16 protein-coding genes are annotated in these 17506 nt (G+C 68.5%); 11 read left to right on the plus strand and 5 right to left on the minus strand.

Annotated elements, in window-relative coordinates; translation table 11 throughout:
* Nucleotides 1-71: 71 nt before the first annotated feature.
* Both O9271_RS06305 and O9271_RS06310 read right to left on the minus strand, forming a co-directional pair.
* Entirely contained in the window at nucleotides 72-1451 is a 1380-nt protein-coding gene (locus O9271_RS06305; RefSeq protein ID WP_298267293.1) for an ATP-binding protein, read from the minus strand.
* 28 nt (nucleotides 1452-1479) lie between these two features.
* Nucleotides 1480-2157 carry a response regulator transcription factor gene (locus O9271_RS06310; RefSeq protein ID WP_291267128.1) on the minus strand — a complete coding sequence of 226 codons (678 nt, stop codon included), beginning with the start codon at nucleotides 2155-2157 and terminating at the stop codon, nucleotides 1480-1482.
* A gap of 186 nt (nucleotides 2158-2343) precedes the next feature.
* Here O9271_RS06310 and O9271_RS06315 point away from each other — a divergent pair, with 186 nt between their 5' ends.
* From O9271_RS06315 to O9271_RS06335, 5 genes are all read left to right on the plus strand, one after another.
* On the plus strand, nucleotides 2344-2802 hold the full coding sequence (locus O9271_RS06315) for an SRPBCC family protein (RefSeq protein ID WP_298267296.1): 459 nt from the start codon (nucleotides 2344-2346) through the stop codon (nucleotides 2800-2802).
* Complete coding sequence (locus tag O9271_RS06320) at nucleotides 2792-3292, plus strand: MarR family winged helix-turn-helix transcriptional regulator (RefSeq protein ID WP_298267298.1); 501 nt, start codon at nucleotides 2792-2794, stop codon at nucleotides 3290-3292. Before O9271_RS06315 ends, O9271_RS06320 begins: the two co-directional genes overlap by 11 nt.
* 111 nt (nucleotides 3293-3403) lie before the next feature.
* A complete protein-coding gene (gene acnA, locus O9271_RS06325; RefSeq protein WP_298267300.1) occupies nucleotides 3404-6088 on the plus strand; it encodes an aconitate hydratase AcnA in 2685 nt (894 codons plus the stop codon).
* Nucleotides 6089-6421: 333 nt separating this feature from the next.
* A complete protein-coding gene (locus O9271_RS06330; RefSeq protein WP_298267303.1) occupies nucleotides 6422-6982 on the plus strand; it encodes a peroxiredoxin in 561 nt (186 codons plus the stop codon).
* A 97-nt stretch (nucleotides 6983-7079) separates the two neighbouring features.
* A complete protein-coding gene (locus O9271_RS06335) occupies nucleotides 7080-7970 on the plus strand; it encodes a diacylglycerol kinase family protein (RefSeq protein ID WP_298267305.1) in 891 nt (296 codons plus the stop codon).
* Between the two features lie 400 nt (nucleotides 7971-8370).
* Here the strand turns inward: O9271_RS06335 and O9271_RS06340 are convergent, their stop codons facing one another.
* Nucleotides 8371-8937, minus strand: coding sequence for a YMGG-like glycine zipper-containing protein (locus tag O9271_RS06340; RefSeq protein WP_298267307.1), 567 nt, complete (start codon nucleotides 8935-8937; stop codon nucleotides 8371-8373).
* 231 nt (nucleotides 8938-9168) lie between these two features.
* Here O9271_RS06340 and O9271_RS06345 point away from each other — a divergent pair, with 231 nt between their 5' ends.
* From O9271_RS06345 to O9271_RS06355, 3 genes are all read left to right on the plus strand, one after another.
* A complete protein-coding gene (locus O9271_RS06345) occupies nucleotides 9169-9735 on the plus strand; it encodes a peroxiredoxin family protein (protein ID WP_298267308.1) in 567 nt (188 codons plus the stop codon).
* A gap of 24 nt (nucleotides 9736-9759) precedes the next feature.
* Complete coding sequence (locus tag O9271_RS06350; protein WP_298267310.1) at nucleotides 9760-11328, plus strand: DUF4147 domain-containing protein; 1569 nt, start codon at nucleotides 9760-9762, stop codon at nucleotides 11326-11328.
* Nucleotides 11329-11659: 331 nt separating this feature from the next.
* On the plus strand, nucleotides 11660-12436 hold the full coding sequence (locus O9271_RS06355; protein ID WP_298267312.1) for a TetR family transcriptional regulator: 777 nt from the start codon (nucleotides 11660-11662) through the stop codon (nucleotides 12434-12436).
* Nucleotides 12437-12556: 120 nt separating this feature from the next.
* Here the strand turns inward: O9271_RS06355 and O9271_RS06360 are convergent, their stop codons facing one another.
* Nucleotides 12557-13231 carry a hypothetical protein gene (locus O9271_RS06360; protein ID WP_298267315.1) on the minus strand — a complete coding sequence of 225 codons (675 nt, stop codon included), beginning with the start codon at nucleotides 13229-13231 and terminating at the stop codon, nucleotides 12557-12559.
* Nucleotides 13228-15555, minus strand: coding sequence for a carbamoyltransferase HypF (gene hypF, locus O9271_RS06365; RefSeq protein ID WP_298267317.1), 2328 nt, complete (start codon nucleotides 15553-15555; stop codon nucleotides 13228-13230). Before hypF ends, O9271_RS06360 begins: the two co-directional genes overlap by 4 nt.
* Nucleotides 15556-15679: 124 nt before the next feature.
* Here hypF and O9271_RS06370 point away from each other — a divergent pair, with 124 nt between their 5' ends.
* The 3 genes from O9271_RS06370 to hypB are packed head-to-tail and all read left to right on the plus strand — an operon-like array spanning nucleotide 15680 to nucleotide 17504.
* The gene (locus O9271_RS06370) at nucleotides 15680-16462 is read left to right on the plus strand and encodes a DUF1641 domain-containing protein (protein ID WP_298267320.1); all 783 of its coding nucleotides are present in this window, start codon (nucleotides 15680-15682) and stop codon (nucleotides 16460-16462) included.
* 11 nt (nucleotides 16463-16473) lie between these two features.
* Entirely contained in the window at nucleotides 16474-16821 is a 348-nt protein-coding gene (gene hypA / locus O9271_RS06375) for a hydrogenase maturation nickel metallochaperone HypA (protein ID WP_298267322.1), read from the plus strand.
* 20 nt (nucleotides 16822-16841) lie between these two features.
* Nucleotides 16842-17504 carry a hydrogenase nickel incorporation protein HypB gene (gene hypB / locus O9271_RS06380; RefSeq protein WP_298267324.1) on the plus strand — a complete coding sequence of 221 codons (663 nt, stop codon included), beginning with the start codon at nucleotides 16842-16844 and terminating at the stop codon, nucleotides 17502-17504.
* Nucleotides 17505-17506 lie beyond the last annotated feature (2 nt).

Raw genomic sequence — 17506 nt, forward strand, 5'->3', positions numbered from 1 at the left:
TCCCCGCGGTCGGCGAGAAGTTGGTAGTTCCTGGTTCTAGTCGGTAGTTCAAAGTTCCGAAGCGACAATCATCAGTCGCCGGTTCCCCGCCCCAACTCCACGACAAAGCTCGCCCCGCCGAGTGCACTGTCGTCCACCCGGATCGTGCCACCGTGACGCCGCACGATCCACGCAGCAATCGCGAGGCCGAGCCCGCTGCCGTCGGCCCGGCGATGCCGCGCCTCCTCGCCGCGGAAGAAGCGATCGAAGATGCGCGTCCGGTCTGCCACTGGCACCCCGCGGCCGTTGTCGTCCACCGTGAGCACCACGAGGTCGGAGCGTGCCTGCACGGACACACGCACCGCGCCGGGCGTACCGCTGTAGCGCAACGCGTTATCCATGAGTACGCCGCAGAGGCGCGCCAGCAGCACGGCGTCGCCGCGCACGGCGGCCTCCTCCAGCGCGCCCACGGTGAGCGTGACCCCGAGCTGCTCGGCCTGCGGCTGCCAGCGCGGCAGCTGATCGGCGACGAGGTCGTCGAGAAAGAGCCGCTCGGCGTGGGCGACCGCCTCGTCGCCCGCCGCATCGGCGCGGGCCAGCTGCAGCAGCTCGTCGACCTGATGCGTGATGGCGCGCAGTTCGGCGTCGAGCGCGCGCAGAATCTCCGTGCGATCGGCACCCGTGGCGACGTCGGGGGCCTTGAGCAGGGCGAGCTCCACCCGCGCGCGCATGCGGGCAATGGGGGTGCGCAGTTCATGGGCCGCGTCGGCGATGAACTGCCGCTGCTGCGCCAGTGCTCCGTCGAGCCGGTCGAGCAGCGCATTGAAGCGCGTCCCGAGCCGGCCAAGCTCGTCGTCGGGATTGGTGACCGGCAGGCGGGTACCACTGGCGGGGGCAATACGCGCCGCCGCGTCGGCCATGCTTCCCATCGGCGAGAGCGTCCGCCCGGTCAGCCACCACCCGGCCACCGCCGCCGTGAGTACGAGCAGGGGAATGCCAAAGAGGAACCAGCGGTCGATGCGCGCCTGCAGGGCCAGCATGTTGGTCATGCTCGCATCCACCTCCACCTGCCACCCCGGCGCCAGGTCGGCGTCGAGGGGGAAGCGCACCGACTGCAGGGGCGTGCGGAGCGCCGGCACCGCGGGGGTGGCCAGCACACGATTGCCGCGGAAGCGCCGCCCGTCGGGCGCCCGGTAGCGAATGATGCGGTCCTCGAAGACCAGCTCACCGGAAATGTGCGTGAGGGTGGCCTCGATGGTGCGATACTCGTTGACCTCCGTGCGGAAGAACTGGGTGACCAGCCCCGCCGACGCGCGCACCGATTCCTCGAACTCGCGCTGCAGGGTGGCGCGCAGGGCAAAGCGCAGCACCGTGGCCGCCCCCACGAGCACCACCAGCAGCGTCGCGGCATAGAGCGCGGTGAAGCGGAGGCGAATGCGCGGGCGGCTGGCCTCCGTGGCGACCGGACTCACGAGACCAACTCCGGCACGACGCGGCGACTCACGGGCGCGGCGCCGCCAGCCGGTACCCGGCCCCGCGCACGGTACTGAGCAGCGGTTCGTCTTCCGGGCCGTCCACCTTGCGCCGCAGCCGGGCGATATACACGTCGATGACGTTGCTCGAGGGATCGAAGTTGTCGTCCCAGGCGTGCTCGCCGATGTACTCGCGGGTGAGCACGCGGCCGGCGGCGCGCATGAGGACCTCCAGCACCGCAAACTCCTTGGTGGTGAGGGCCATCACCCGCGCCCCGCGGCGGGCTTCTCGCGTGGCCGGATCGAGCACCAGGTCGTGCACCCGCAACACCGTGGGCGCGGCATGATCGGGGCGGCGCAGCAACGCGCGCACGCGGGCCACGAGCTCCCCGAGCGCATAGGGCTTCACGAGGTAGTCGTCGGCGCCGAGATCGAGGCCGGCAATGCGATCCTCCACCCCGTCCCGCGCCGTGGCCATGAGAATGCGGGGGGCTGGTACCCGGCGCCGAAACAGGGTACACAGGGCAAACCCGTCGTCGTCGGGGAGCCGCACATCCAGCACGACGGCGTCGTAGGGGCTGACGGCGGCGAGTTCTCGCGCCATCGTCCCGGTGGCGGCAGGATCCACGGCAAACCCCGACGCGCGCAGGTACGCCGTAGCACTGTCGCGCAAGGTATCGTCGTCTTCCACCAGCAGGACGCGCATCGCTGGGAATCTAGGGCCGGTAGCGCCGGCCCGCATGTCGGCTGGCATGCCGGGGCGAGGCCACGCCCATGGGCCCCGCCGCAGCCGGAGCCACCCGCGCCGGCCACGCCGGGCTTGCGCATTCGCTACGTGTACGTAATACTATGCGAACCCAACACTACGTACACGTATCATCTAGGAGCCACCGTGCCGTGGGTCACTGCTGCCACCGCCACCACGTCGGCCTCGGCCGACGCCGTCTGGGCCTGCTATCGCGACCCGGCCACCTGGGCGGCCTGGGACGACGATGTCCAGGGCGCCTCCATCGACGGCCCGTTCGCCACCGGCGTCACCGGGTCCCTGCGCCCCGCAGCCGGCCCCCCGCTGCGCTTCCTCATGGAGCGCTGTGACCCTGGGCACGGGTTCGACACCCTGACCCTCGTGCCGCATCGCCGACTGCCCCTGGTTCGCATCCGCTTTCGCCACGAGCTCACGCCGCTCGCCGGCGGCGGCTGCGAGATCATGCACCGGGTGGAGATGGCGGGCCCGCTGGCCGCGCTCTTCGCCCGCCTCATGGGCCCCGGCTTTCAGCGGGGGCTTCCTCACACCGTGCGCAGGCTGGCCGAGTATGCGGCGGCGCGCACCGCGCCTGACCATGCCCGCTGACAACGCGTCCCTCTCCCGCTTCCCCGAGCCCAGTGCCAGCCCGGGATTCGTGCTCTGGCAGGTGGCCATCACCTGGCAGCGTGCCATTCGGCACGCCCTCGAGCCACTCGGCCTCACGCACGCCCAGTTCGTGCTGCTGGCCAGCAGCGCGTGGCTCACCCGCGAGCGGGGCCACCCGCCGGTGACGCAGCGCGACATCGCCGAGCACGCCCGAACCGACGCCGTCATGACCTCCGAGGTCCTGCGCGCCCTCGAGAAGATGGGGTATCTGGAGCGACAACCGCACCCCGACGACGCCCGCGCCCGCTGCATCGAGGTCACCGCCACCGGCCGCCGTCTCGCCCGGCGGGCCTTCCCGGTCGTTGAGGCCGTCGATGCCCGCTTTTTTGCCACTGCCACGCCCGAGCTCCGGGCCCTGGCCGGTCTCCTGAGCCCGGTCGCCGCCCCCCCCGCAGCGAATTCCCGCGCACCCGCCGATATTTCCCGGTAGCCTCGTCGGTACCGGGCCCTTCCGCGGGGAGGGCGGCGGCGCGATGAGTGGCTCCACTGCGAACGCGCGTGGCCGCCCGAGGGGTCGGCGCGCGCCGGACACTCCCCCTGCATGTCGCATCCCAATTCGTTCGGCAGCCGCGCCACCCTCACGGTGGGCGACCGTCAGTATGCGTACTTCCGCCTCGCCGCCCTTGATGGCCTCGCGGGCAGCACGGCCAAGACGCTGCCGTTCTCCCTGCGCGTCCTCCTCGAGAACCTGCTGCGTGGGGAAGACAACGCCTTCGTAAAGAAGGCCGACGTCGAAGCGCTGGCGCGCTGGAACGTCAAGGCGCCCGTGGACAAGGAAATCGCCTTCCGCACGGCGCGCGTGCTCCTGCAGGACTTCACCGGCGTGCCCTGCGTGGTCGACCTGGCCGCGATGCGCGACGCCATGGTGGCCCTCGGCGGCGACCCCACCCGCATCAATCCGCTGCAGCCGGTGGACCTCGTCATCGACCACTCGGTGCAGGTGGACGAGTACGGCACCGACGCGGCGCTGCTGCTCAACACCGAGCTCGAGTTCGAGCGCAACGGCGAGCGCTACCAGTTCCTCAAGTGGGGGCAGACGGCGCTGCGCAACTTCCGCGCGGTCCCGCCGGGTACGGGCATCTGCCATCAGGTGAACCTGGAGTACCTCGCGCAGGTGGTGTTCACGGCGCCCGATGGCGGCGACACGCTGGCCTACTGCGACTCACTCGTGGGCACCGACTCGCACACCACCATGATCAACGGCCTCGGCGTGCTGGGCTGGGGCGTGGGGGGCATCGAAGCCGAGGCGGCCATGCTGGGGCAGCCGGTGAGCATGCTCATTCCCGAGGTCATTGGCTTCAAGCTGCACGGCAAGCTGCCCGCCGGCGCCACGGCGACCGACCTGGTGCTCACCTGCACCGAGATGCTGCGCAAGAAGAAGGTGGTGGGCAAGTTCGTGGAGTTCTATGGCCCCGGCCTCTCGAGCCTCGCGCTCGCCGATCGCGCCACCATTGCCAACATGGCGCCCGAGTATGGCGCGACCATGGGCTTCTTCCCGGTCGACTCGGAAACGCTCAAGTACCTGCGTCTCTCGGGGCGCAGCGAGGAACAGGTGGCGCTCGTGGAAGCCTACTGCAAGGCGCAGGGGCTCTTCCGCACCGATGATACGCCGGATCCGGTGTTCACCGACACGCTCGAGCTGGACCTGTCCACCGTGGTGCCCAGCCTCGCCGGCCCCAAGCGGCCGCAGGATCGCGTGGCGCTGAGCGAAAGCAAGGCCAAGTACACCGAGGCGCTGGCGGCGCAGCATGCGGCCACCGGCGCCGGCACGCCCCAGTCGGTCACGTACAAGGGGGCCACGTTCGATCTCGCCGACGGCGCGGTGGTCATTGCCGCCATCACGAGTTGCACCAATACCAGCAACCCGAGCGTGATGCTCGCGGCGGGGCTGCTGGCCAAGAAGGCCGTGGCGAAGGGGCTCACGACCAAGCCATGGGTGAAGACGTCGCTGGCCCCGGGTTCGAAGGTGGCCACCGAGTACTTCCACAAGGCGGGGCTCATGGACTCGCTCGACGCGCTCGGGTTCAACGTGGTGGGCTACGGCTGCACCACGTGCATCGGCAACTCGGGCCCGTTGCCAACGGCCATCAGTGACGCGATCGACGCGGGCAAGCTCAACGTGGCGGCGGTGCTCTCGGGCAACCGCAACTTCGAGGGGCGCGTGAATCCGCAGACGCGCTTCAACTATCTGGCCTCGCCACCGCTCGTGGTGGCCTACGCGCTTGCCGGCCGCATGGACATTGACATGGCCACCGAACCGCTGGGCATGGGGACCGACGGCCCGGTGTTCCTGCATGACATCTGGCCCAGCCCGCAGGAAGTGGAGCACACGATTCTCGAGAGCGTGAAGCGGGAGCAGTTCACCACGCAGTACGCCGATGTGTTCAAGGGCGACAAGTACTGGCAGGAGATCGCCGCGCCGGTTGGTGACCAGTACGCGTGGGACGGCGGCAGCACGTACGTGAAGAACCCGCCGTATTTCGACGGCATGACCATGACGCCGCCGGGCATTCGCCCGATTGCCGGCGCCAAGGTGCTGGGCATGTTCGGCGATTCCATCACCACCGACCACATCTCCCCCGCCGGCTCCGTCGCGGCGGCGAGCCCGGCGGGCAAGTACCTCACCTCGCTCGGCGTGGAGAAAAAGGACTTCAACTCCTACGGCGCGCGTCGCGGCAACCACGAAGTGATGATGCGCGGCACGTTTGCGAACATCCGCCTCAAGAACGAGCTCACGGGCGGCAAGGAAGGGTGGTGGACGGCCACGGCACCTGGTGCCGAGCCGGAGGCCATTTACGACGTGTCCACGGCGCGTCAGGCGGCCGGGGTGCCGCAGATCGTCATCGCGGGCAAGGAGTACGGCACGGGCTCGTCGCGCGACTGGGCAGCCAAGGGCACGATGCTCCTGGGGGTGCGCGCGGTGATCGCCGAGAGTTTCGAGCGCATTCACCGATCGAATCTGGTGGGCATGGGCGTGCTGCCGTGCGAGTTCGTGAACGGCGAGACGCGGCAGTCGCTCGGGCTGACGGGCTTCGAGAGCTACGAAATCGTGGGTCTCGACGAATCGCTCACGCCGCGGGCGACGCTCACGGTGAAGGCGACGGCCATGGACGGGGCGGTGAAGACGTTCAGTGTGCGCTGCCGCATCGATACGCCGGAGGAGATGCAGTACTACAAGCACGGGGGCATCCTGCCGTACGTGCTGCGGTCGCTGGTCTCGCGCTGATCGTTGCGATGGCGACACAACGGGCTCCGGGCTTCGGCTCGGGGCCCGTTGTGTCTTCAGCCGTTTGCTGGTCGTGGGTCGTAGGTCGTGGCGTGTGCGGGCGACACGCCCCGCCTGCTCCCGCTCACCCCGTTCGCTGCTCTCTTCGGGGGTGGCCGTGCGCCCTCCGTCGCTCCGCTCCTCCGGGCGCCGGCGTCACCCCCTCAGGGATCCGCTCACGGGGCGGCGGGGCTGGCGGGGCTGCCTCGCGCGCGGGAACCGGCGGGCGGACGTTTCCGCTGGTGCATTAGGCTCGAAACTCAGCACTCCAACTCATAACTCGGAACTGATCCGTTGCCCGGCACACTCCGCACACTCCGCACACTGCTCCCGCTGGCGCTGCTGTTCGCCGCGCATCCCCTCGCCGCCCAGTCGCTCAAGGTGGGCGACCTCGCGCCCGACTTCACCGTCACCACCGTGACGGCCAAGGGCGCCGATACGGTGCCGTTCACGCTGTCGGCGCACCGTGGTGAGACCGTCGTGCTGGCCTTCTTCCCGCAGGCGGGAACCCCCGGGTGCACCACCCAGATGGAGGCGTACCGCGACCGCTACGCGACGCTGTTCAAGGGTGGCCAGCAGGTCACGCTCGTGGGGGTGAGCACCGACGACGCTGCGGACCTCACCGGTTGGGCGCGCAAGAAGAGTTTCCCGTTCCGCTTCGCCACCGACGGCAACAAGGCGGTTGGCAAGAGCTACGGCGCCAGCGGCATGCTCTGGCACAAGCGGCACCTGTACGTGATCGACCCGCAGGGGCGCATTGCCTACATCGCGCGGCCGTTCAACCAGATGTCCGAAACCGCGTATGACGCGCTCGCCGCCGCCGTGACGGCGGCGAGCCCGGCACACACCCGCTGACGCGGCGTTCAGCGGTCGTCGCGTCCTTGCCGTTCCGGCGGCAGCTTGGCTCGTAACACCGAGCCCCTCCACTTCACCCGTTCCCATCCCGCCCCCTGTGATTGCCCTCATCGTGAACCCGGCAGCAGGACGCGGCGCGGCACAGGCGCGGGCCACGGCGGTCGAGCAGGCCCTGCGCACGCTGGGGCCGCTGCGGCGCTACGACACGCGCGCCGCCGGTGATGAACGTCGCTGCGCACGCACCGCCTGCGAGGATGGCGCCACCGTGGTGGCGGTAGTGGGCGGTGACGGGTCGGTGCACCACACCGTGCGTGGCCTGCTCGAGGCGGCGGGGCCGGCACCGGCGCACACCATTCCGCTCGCCATCTACGCCGCGGGAACCGGCAACGATCTCGTGAAGTCGCTCGGCACGCCTGCACACGACGTGCGGGCCATGACCGAGCTGGTCGCTCGCAGAGAAACCCGCCACCTCGACGTGGGATACATCGACGACGTGCCCTTCGTGAATGCCGCCGGGCTGGGCTTCGACGTGGAGGTGCTGGAACGCATGCAGCACCAGCGCTGGCTGTCGGGGACCGCCGCCTATGTCGTGACCGCCCTGCGCGCACTCTTCGGCTATACCGGCTACCACGCCTCGCTGGTCACGCCGCAGACTCGGCAGGACGGACCGCATCTGCTCACGGTCTTTGCCAACGGGCACACCTTCGGGGGCACGTTTCGCATTGCACCGCGCGCCCGGCTCGATGACGGCATGCTCGCGTGCGTGAACATTCGCGCCGTGTCGCCGCTGCAACGCCCCGGGGTGTTCCTGCGCGCCGTGCGCGGTACGCATCTCGCCCACGCCTCGGTGACGCACGACACGGGCGACACGTTCACCATCGTTTCCCCTGGCCCGCTCCCCTTTGAAGCCGACGGTGAGCGCTATCGCAGTCGCGGTGCCAAGATTCACATTCGCGTGGAACCGCGACGACTCACCGTGATCACGTGACACGTGAGACGTGACACGTGAGACGTGACACGTACCCGCCGAAAACCGCAGCACCGACACCACGGAATTTCACGGAGCGACACGGACGGTCGGCCACCCCTGCGGCCCGGAGCAGGGGCAAACGGCTAACGGCGAACGGCGAACGGCGAACGGCAAACGACCCGGGTGACGACCTCGCCCCCACGCGATTGGTCGTTCCGGGTCGTCCCCCGTTCGGTGCCCCCTCCACGAAGCGGCCGAACACCTGCTGTCCTCTCCCTGCAACTCTTCTGACACCACAACCGCTTGGACGGTTGCCGTTGTCAGCTCCCACTGCCCTGGTTGTACCCGTGGCACACGGGACGTGCCGCCCGTTTGGTGACGTACATCCCCGTCGCGAACACGCCCTGCGCCGAGCGCGTCAACGCGGCGTGCGCACCTGATGGCCAATCATGCCCCCCAGCACCGCACCGCCGAGCGCACCAATGGCCGCGCCCTTCGCCCGGTCACGCGAGGAGATCACGCCAATGGCCGCACCGCTCGCCGCGCCGATGATGGCGCCCTTCTGCGTGTTGCGACGCTCCTCGTACACCACGCCGCGGCCGTCGCTCGCGCCGCCACTGCCCCCCACGGTACCGGCGCGGCGCACGGTACCCTGCTGCGGCACATAGACCACCCGCGCCGGCGTCGGATACGGAGCCGGATAGGCCTGCGCGGGATACGGTGGCGGATACCCCTGCGGATACGCGCCTGGATACGGCGCGTAGCCCTGCGGGTATCCAGGAGCGTACCCCTGCGGAAGCCCAAGTTCCGCTGGACTCATGAACTGCTGACGGTTCGCCGGGGCCTGCGACGCGGCCATGAGGTCGGCCCGCAGCTGATCGTCCACGCGGCGGTCATTGCCACTGCATGCGGTGAGCACGCCAAAGGCAACGGGAGCCAGCAGGGGCATCGCCGCCAAGCGAAGACGGGAAACGAGCGCGGACATGGAATCCTCCTCGAGAGATCGGGGCGGGCACCGTGCACCGCCAACATCCTCGTCCAAGGCAGGGGTCATGCCACCGCCAAATCGCCGGTTTTGCCACGGAAACCCCTGTTTCCGGGCGGTCGTTGTCCTCCAGCGCGGTCACGGTCCCGTTCCACACGTGGACAATCGACGCCCCTGTGGGGTAGCCTTCCTGCAGTCCGTTCCGGTCCGTCTCAACCTTCAGGAGTTCCGATGTCCTTCCGTTCGCGTTGCGTTTCGCGCCTGGCCGTGCTGGTGGCCGCCGTCACCATGGTTCCCGCGTTCGCCGGGGCACAGACGGCCCTCAAGGTCGGCGATGCCGCACCCGACTTCTCCGTGACCACCGTTACCGCCAAGGGAGTGGACGCCAAGCCGTTCAAGCTCTCCGAGCACAAGGGCGAAACGGTCGTCCTGGCCTTCTTCCCCAAGGCACGCACCAGCGGGTGCACCGTGCAGATGGAGTCGTACCGTGACAAGTACGCCGATCTGTTCAAGGGGGGGAAGAAGGTCACGCTGGTGGGCGTGAGCATCGACCCCGACACGGCGCTCGTTTCGTGGGCCAAGGACGCCAAGTTCCCCTTCCACTTCGCCGCCGACACGGAGCGCAAGGTGGGGGTGGCCTACGGCGCCAATGCCGGCACCGGCTACCACAAGCGGCACCTCTACGTGATCGACCCGCAGGGCAAGATCGCGTACATCACCACGCCGTTCAATCAGATGTCGGCCGATGCCTACACGCAGCTGGGTGACGCCATCACCAAGTCCGCCGGCACGAAGTAACCGGGTAGCGGTGTCGACACTGCCGTGACCCAGTTGTCCAACCCCCGCGCCCTGCTCACCGTCCTGCACGAGGCGGCCGTGCAGGGCGCGGCGCCGTTTGCGCGCACCCGCAACGCCGTGCATGCCTGGTGGAGCGCCGCGGCACTCACGCCGGCGCTCACACAACCGGTGTACCTCATTGCGCTCGGCAAGGCCGCGCCGGCGATGGCCGCCGGTGCCTTCGCCGCCCTCACCGAGCAGCGCACGCCGGTGACCGGCGGGATCGTCGTGGCCGCACATGAACCCCAGCGCAGCGAGTGGCACGGCCTGCCGGTCACCGACACGCTGCGCGTGATGCAGGGCGATCACCCCGTGCCCGGGCCGCGGTCGCTGGCCGCCGCCGAAGCACTGGAGGATCTGCTCCAGAACATGGAGCCCGACGCGGTGGTGCTGGTTCTCCTCTCGGGAGGCACCACGGCGCTGTGCGCGGCCCCCATTGCCGCGCTCTCGCAAGCCGTGGGCTCTGCCGAGGCCGCGCAGGCGCACCTCGCCAATCTGGCGCAGACGCTGCTCGAAAGCGGGCTCGCCATTCACGAGATGAACGCCATTCGCCGTCGCGTGTTGCGCTTCGGCGCCGGACGGCTGGCCACCGCGCTGGCCGCGCGCGACGCGCGCCGCATCGCCACGTTCGCCATCAGCGATGTCATTGGCGACGATCCGGCGGTGATCGGTTCCGGTCCCTGCTCCCCCGATCCGCTCGACGATGCCACGTTCCTGGCGCTGCTCGACGCACATGACATGCGCGCGCGCCTGCAGCGAGCCACGTCGCAGGTCCTGGGCCTCACCGGCACCGGTACACCGCCCGCCACCGCCGCGCCGTCGCACCCCGCCTTTGCGCGTGTGACCTACACGCTCGTGGCGCGCAACGCCGACGCCGTCAATGCCCTGGCCACGCGCGCCCGCGAGGCGGGGCTTACGCACGTGCAGGTGGATGACGAACCGCTGGCGGGCGACGCGGCCGCGCTGGGCGATCTGCTGGCCCGCCGCGCCCTGGCCATTGCGCGCCTGCTCCCCGCCGGCGAAACGGCGCTGCTCGTGGCCGGGGGAGAACCGGTCGTGCATCTGCGCGACACCATCGAACGGGCGCTGCAGGTCAGCGACGACGATGACGCGCGCCGCGATGCAGCGGAGCGCGAAGCCCACGCCGCGCACCTGCCGCTCACCGACGACCTGGACGCCCTGCTGCCGCCCGGCGCAATGGTGGCCAGCGCCGCGGCCGTGGCCGACGAGCCCCTGCGCGGCGGCCGCATGCAGGTGCTCGCCCTGTCGGCGGCGCTCACGCTCGAGCAGGCCACCGCACGTGGTGACCGCCATGCGTGGCGCACCATGGTGCTGGCCGCCGGCACCGACGGCCGCGACGGCCCCACCGATGCGGCCGGCGCCATCGTGGATGCCGCGGTGCCCGCCCTCGCCCGCCGCGCCGGTCGCGTCCCGGAAGAAGATCTGGCCACCGGACGCTCCTGGTATTCACTCGATGGGGCCGACGCGCTGCTGCGCACCGGCCCCACGGGCACCAACGTCATGGACGTGGTGGCGGTCCTCGTACGGGGATAACCCCGCTCCGTACTGGCAATTCGTCGAGTACAGGTGGTCGGGGGGTAGTCGGGGTCAGGGTAGTCGGGGTAGTCGGGGTCTGACCCCAGCTCTGACCCCAGCTCTGACCCGGTAGTCGGGGTCTGACCCCAGCTCTGACCCCAGCTCTGACCCCAGCTCTGACCCCAGCTCTGACCCCAGCTCTGACCCCAGCTCTGACCCCAGCTCTGACCCCAGCTCTGGACCCCAGCTCTGCCCCGGTCGACAACGGGGCATCGCCGTGACCTGACACGGGGAGATCTTGACGGTCGCGTCATGTTGTCAACGCCCGCTGCCGGCCGTAACGTGCCGAATGCCTCCTCGCCCCGACGATTCCGCACCACCGCCGGCGCGGGCCTCCGGCACGGCTTCCCGTCCGGTCGGCGACCCCGACACCGGCTCAGCGGCCGTCGAGCCTGGTGCTCCGGACGCCTATCGCCGGCGCCCCCGCCAGTCGCGCGGCCAGAAGCGCGTGGAGCTGCTGCTCGACGCCGCGGCCACCGTCATTGCCGAGCAGGGGCTGGGGGCCGCCACCGCCGAAGCGATCGCGGCCAAGGCCCGCACCGCCAAGGGGTCGCTCTACCAGTTCTTCCCCAACCGCGACGCCGTGCTCGCGGCGCTCGCGCTGCGCTACGCCGACGAGATGCGCGCCATTCACGAGCGCGCCTTCCCCATTGATGCGCACGACCTGCCACTCGAGCGCCTCATCGATCGCATCGTGAAGCCGCTCGCCGAATTCCACGACCGCAATCCGGCGTTCCGGCGCGTCTTCGCCAGCGCCGACGGTCCGGCCGACGACACGCGATCGGCGCCGGCACGGCTGCGGGCGCAGCTGTTCGAGTCGTTCGTCGATCGCCTCGATGTGCTCTTCGCCTCGCGCAATCCGCGCCTGGCAACCCGCGAACGGCGCCGCGCCGCCCTGGTGGCCGCCAGCATTGGGCAGGTGCTGCTCGCGCGACGGGCCCGCGCGCAGGCTGCCGAGAAGAAGCCACTCGTGGACGATCTGCGGCGCGTGCTGTTGGCCTATCTGCAGCCGCTGCTGGGGCCGGAGGCCCCCGCCGCGAAACGCCCACGTAGGAAAGTGAACTGAAGAGGGCACCCTGTTCCCGGTCCCCGTCACCGCGAAACGCCGTGCCCTCAGCCAGCGCGGCTCCGTCCACGCCCGACGAGACCGATCGGGGCGGGGAAGGGATGCAGCATGGCCGCCAGATCACGTGCCCATCATGACGCTCCACCCAAGCATCACGCCTACGACCGTGCTCGCCATCGCGGCCAGCACACGTATCGACGTCGCCCAGTGCCGGCTCTTCGCGACGGCGAGACCAGCGAGACCGCTCACAAGCAGCGACACCACACTCATCCCGCCTATCGTGCCAATTCCGAACGCCAGCAGATAGGTGAGTTGCGCCTGGATAGTCGAGGCCGCAGCCACCAGGAGCACGATCATGGCACCACTGCCCGCGAGACCATGCGCAATGCCAAAGGTAAAGGCGCCACGCGCACTCCGCATTCGGTCGGGGTGCTGGTGTGCGATGTGCGCCGAATGGGCATGCGCGTGCGCATCGCCCAATCCGCGCCGGTGCCGTCGCGCTTCTGCCATGAGCGTTGAGACGCCAAGGAAGATCAGCATGGCCGCTACCACCAACTCGAACAGGGCGGCAATCGCAGGCGGCATACGAATGCCGAGCACCGCAATGACCATCGTGACGACGGCGACGCTCGCCGTGTGCCCGGCCCCCCAGGACAGCCCGAGCATGGCCGCCGAGCGCAGGCCGCGTTCGCGCGTAGCCAGCATGCTCACCGCAGCGAGATGATCGGGCTCGAAGGCGTGACGGAAACCAACCAGGAAGCCGATGCCGATGAAGGCAACATGACCGAAGTTCATGACGGCTCCGCCTGCGCGGCAACCATCGCCTGCCCCAGCGCGATCCCGCCATCGTTGGGTGGGACAGCGCGGTGCGTGAGCACGGTGAAACCTGCCTTTTGCAAACGTTGAACAGTAAGTGTGAGCAAGAGCACGTTCTGAAACACTCCGCCGGTGAGTCCGACTGTCTGCGTTTCTGTCATGTCGCGCACGCGTCGCGCGACGGTCACGATGGCCTCGGCCAGGGCGCCGTGCACATCCAGCGCGATACTCCGGCGGTCGCGTCCTTTCCGAACGTCATACACAACCTGACGCCAGAAATCATGCAATTCCAGCTGCATTGGGGCCTCGTTGCTCTCCGGCTCAATAACAGCCATTGGATAATGCCGACCGACGCCGAGTGGCGCCTGCGCGGCCAGCGCCTCGAACTCGATGGCCGCCTGGCCCTCGTAACTTACCGACTGCCGGACACCACAGAGTGAGGCGCATGCGTCAAGCAGGCGCCCCGCCGAGGTGGTGACAGAAGTGTGCAGGTGCCGTGCGAACTGCTGCCGCAGAATACGGCGCGTTTCCTCGTTGAGCGCACGTACCGGCGCCAGGTCGTCGGACCACGGAATACCGACGGTGTGAAGATGCGCCAAAGCAAGGCGGGACGGGTGCCTCACCCCCATATCGCCGCCAGCCAGCTGGGTCGGCGCGAAGTGGGCGACCCGGGTGAAGCGGCGATAGTCCGCCAGCAGGAACTCTCCGCCCCAGATGGTGCCGTCACTGCCATAACCAGTACCATCGAAAGCAACGCCCAGTACCTTCGTGTCACCAATGAGCCCGTGCTCCGCCATCAGCGATGCCACGTGCGCGTGATGATGCTGCACGCGAACGAGCCTGAGCCCGCGCTCGGTGGCGAATCGGTCGGCCCATATTGCACTGCGGTACACCGGGCTCTGGTCCGCCGCCACCAGCTGTGGGCGTACTTCAAAGAGTTGCTCGAGGTGCGTTACCGCACGTGTCAAGGCCCGCTCAGTCTCAAGATTCTCCACATCGCCAACGTGCGGCGAAAGGAAAGCGTACGAGTCACGAACAAAACAGACGGTCGCCTTCAATTCCCCGCCCACAGCCAGCACAGGGCGCATTGGGGCCGGCAGGGATACGGGATAGGGCGCGTACCCGCGCGACCGGCGAATCGGGAGCTCCGCACCAAGAGCAACGCGCATGACCGAATCATCAGCGGGCGCGTGAATCGGTCGGTCATGGCAAAGCATGCCATCCACAAGCCCGGCGAATCGCTGCTGCGCATCGCTGGTGGTGAAAGCGATCGGTTCGTCAGCGAGGTTTCCGGAGGTGAAGACCAGGGGCCCCGCTTCCGTTAGCAGGTGGTGCACTGGAGCGTAGGCGAGCATCACCCCAATCGTGGTCTGCCCTGGAGCAACCGAGGGCGAGAGGCCGGATTCGAGGCGGCGTTCCAGCAGCACTATCGGATGTGCCGGTGAGGTGAGGAGTGCGGCCTCTGCCGGCGACATCCTGGCCAGCAGGCCAGCCGCCGCCACGTCGCGCACGAGGACCGCCAGCGGCTTTTCTGGGCGGCGCTTACGCTCCCGCAGCCGCCGAACAGCGGCGTCCTGGTCAGCGCGACAGGCAATGTGAAAGCCACCAATCCCCTGCACCGCGATGATCCCGCCCTCCAGCAGTACAGCGACCGCGGCAGCGAGCGCGTGCTCCCCTCGGAGGCTGAAGGTGCCCGAGATACCATCGCACCACGACAGCGACGGCCCACAGTCAGGGCAGGCATTCGGCTGGGCATGAAAGCGTCGATCGGCGGGGTCGGCGTACTCGGTCGCACACGACGCGCACATCATGAAGCCGGCCATCGTCGTCGAGGCCCGGTCGTACGGCAGCGCCGTGACGATGCTGTAGCGCGGTCCGCAGTTGGTACAGTTGATGAACGGGTAGCGGTGCCTGCGATCGGCGGGATCGTACAGCTCGCGCAGGCAGTCGGCACAGGTCGCCACATCGGGGGCGACCGGGGTGATGTGCGCCGGGTCACGTCGGCTATCGACAATGGTAAAGCCGGACGCGCCGGTGATGGGCAGTGGCGCGTCGTCGATGGCATCGATGCGAGCGAGCGGTGGGGCGTCGGTCCGCAGCGCGTCGAGAAAGCTGGCGATCGCCCCCAGGTCGCCTTCCACTTCAATAAAGACCCCGTCCGAGTCGTTGCCCACGAAACCACCCAGACGGAATCGGCCCGCCAATCCATAGACGAACGGCCGGAAACCCACCCCCTGCACGCCGCCACGGACACGCACGGCCCGCCGCGCGACGGCGGCCAAAGAAGAGGAAGTGCCGAACATGGCGGGAGTCTGGGAATCAGGGACGACCACGGGAATAGCAATATCACGCTATAACCAGCCGCCGTACCGGTGCGTACCGTGTGTGAACATGGCAGGCACCCCAGCAGGAATGGAGAGATCAATCATGGCGTTCGGGCTGGCAGACGGGAACACCGAGCGACAAGAGCAGCTACTCGCTCGCTTGTCGGATCCGCAGACGGTGGAGTCGTTGAACAAGCTCCTCGATCGGATGGACATCATCGTTTTCGCGGTGGAGGCGCTGGATGGCTTTCTCAGCCGAGCGGACACCATTGCCGACAACGTATCGGACTCGGTAGGTGATATCCGGACCCTGATGACAGAGTCTGGGACGACCGGGCTGATGGAGAAGCTGCCGCAGCTGGCGCGCGCCGGCGCCCAGGTGGCTGACATCTCGGCCACGCCGGCCTTTCAGCGGCTGGCCAGCTCGGGGCTGATCGACCAGCTCGGAGAGCCCAAGACGATCGAAACGGTGCGCGCCCTCATTGCCAAGCTCGATCTGGCGGCCTTTGCACTGGAGTCGATGGACGGCTTCCTGCGCCGTGGTGACGAGATCGCCGAAGGGATCGCTGACGGCGTAAACGACCTGCGCAATGCCGGCTCGACGCTGGACCTGGCGGAGATGCGGCGGACGATGCAGTCCCTGCCCAAGCTGGTACAGGCGGGAAACGAGCTGGTCGCATCCGGTATCCTCGACCCGGTGGTGGTCGGACAGCTGGCCGAGGTGGGCCACCTGTTCGCTCGGGCCTACAGCACCGCAAAGGAAACCCATCCCCGGCAGCATGGTATGATCGGACTGGCCTTGAAGCTCCGAGACCCGGACGTGAATCGTGCCATCAATTTCGCGCTCCGTCTCGCCAAGGCGTTCGGGAAGAACCTCAACAAGTAGGACCGTTCGGCATGCACGAGCTTGGACTGGCCCGTGGGATCGTGGACCTCGCTCAAGCGGCCGCCGTAGAAGCGGCGGCCGCGAAGGTGGCCGCCGTGCATGTGCTGGTCGGGCGTCTGGCTGGTGTTGAAGCTGGCGCCCTGCTGTTTTCGTTTGATATTGCCGCCGAGGGCACCCGCGTTGCCGGTGCACGGCTGGTGATCACCGACGTTCCGGTGGCGATTTGGTGTATGACGTGCAATGCTGAGCGGGAGCTGGCCGGGGTCAACCGCTTTCGCTGCCCCGTGTGTGAAACCCCGAGCGGCGACATTCGCCGCGGCAGAGAACTGGAAGTGTCGTCAATCGAGGTGGAGTTGTGAGCGGAACACGGATCGTTGAGGTGCGCGCTGGCATCCTCAAGAAGAATGACGAGCTGGCGCGGGCGCTGCGGCAGCGGTTTGAGATGGCGGGCGTCTATGTGGTCAACCTCGTCTCCAGTCCCGGTACCGGGAAAACCGCGCTGCTGGAACGGACGATGCGTGAACTGGTCGCGGGTGGGTCACGCGTGGCGGCCCTCGTGGGTGATCTCGAGACCGACAACGACGCCCGTCGTCTGGCCCGCAGTGGTGCGGACGTCCGGCAGATCAACACACACGGACGCTGCCATCTCGAAGCGGAGATGATCGGCGACTTCCTCGATGCGTGGGATCTCTCGCAACTGGACTATCTGTTCATCGAAAACGTCGGCAACCTGGTCTGCCCATCCAGTTACGACCTGGGCGAAGCCACCCGCGTGGTCTTGCTCTCGGTGACCGAAGGGGAAGACAAGCCACTCAAGTACCCGACGATCTTCAACTCGGCAGACGTGGCGATCATCACGAAGATGGACCTGGCCGAGGCATGCGACTTCGACGCGGCAGCGGCGCAGGCCGCCATCGAGGCGGTACGGCCGGGGATGCGGATTCTTTCGCTCTCATCCAAGACCGGCGTGGGCATGGGTACCTGGCTCGATGCGCTGTATTCGGGTCGCCGCACCCTGGCGGCCACGAATACGCCCGCGTGACG

Origin of the sequence: Gemmatimonas sp. (assembly GCF_027531815.1) — a bacterium.
Classification (GTDB): Bacteria; Gemmatimonadota; Gemmatimonadetes; order Gemmatimonadales; family Gemmatimonadaceae; genus Gemmatimonas.

What these genes read in the sequence shown, in the direction of transcription:
- O9271_RS06340 (WP_298267307.1), bottom strand. Translation starts at nt 8,937, where the DNA reads ATGTCCGCGCTCGTTTCCCGTCTTCGCTTGGCGGCGATGCCCCTGCTG.
- hypA (WP_298267322.1), top strand. Translation starts at nt 16,474, where the DNA reads ATGCACGAGCTTGGACTGGCCCGTGGGATCGTGGACCTCGCTCAAGCG.
- O9271_RS06345 (WP_298267308.1), top strand. Translation starts at nt 9,169, where the DNA reads ATGTCCTTCCGTTCGCGTTGCGTTTCGCGCCTGGCCGTGCTGGTGGCC.
- hypF (WP_298267317.1), bottom strand. Translation starts at nt 15,555, where the DNA reads ATGTTCGGCACTTCCTCTTCTTTGGCCGCCGTCGCGCGGCGGGCCGTG.
- O9271_RS06320 (WP_298267298.1), top strand. Translation starts at nt 2,792, where the DNA reads ATGCCCGCTGACAACGCGTCCCTCTCCCGCTTCCCCGAGCCCAGTGCC.
- O9271_RS06370 (WP_298267320.1), top strand. Translation starts at nt 15,680, where the DNA reads ATGGCGTTCGGGCTGGCAGACGGGAACACCGAGCGACAAGAGCAGCTA.
- O9271_RS06310 (WP_291267128.1), bottom strand. Translation starts at nt 2,157, where the DNA reads ATGCGCGTCCTGCTGGTGGAAGACGACGATACCTTGCGCGACAGTGCT.
- O9271_RS06360 (WP_298267315.1), bottom strand. Translation starts at nt 13,231, where the DNA reads ATGAACTTCGGTCATGTTGCCTTCATCGGCATCGGCTTCCTGGTTGGT.
- O9271_RS06355 (WP_298267312.1), top strand. Translation starts at nt 11,660, where the DNA reads ATGCCTCCTCGCCCCGACGATTCCGCACCACCGCCGGCGCGGGCCTCC.
- acnA (WP_298267300.1), top strand. Translation starts at nt 3,404, where the DNA reads ATGTCGCATCCCAATTCGTTCGGCAGCCGCGCCACCCTCACGGTGGGC.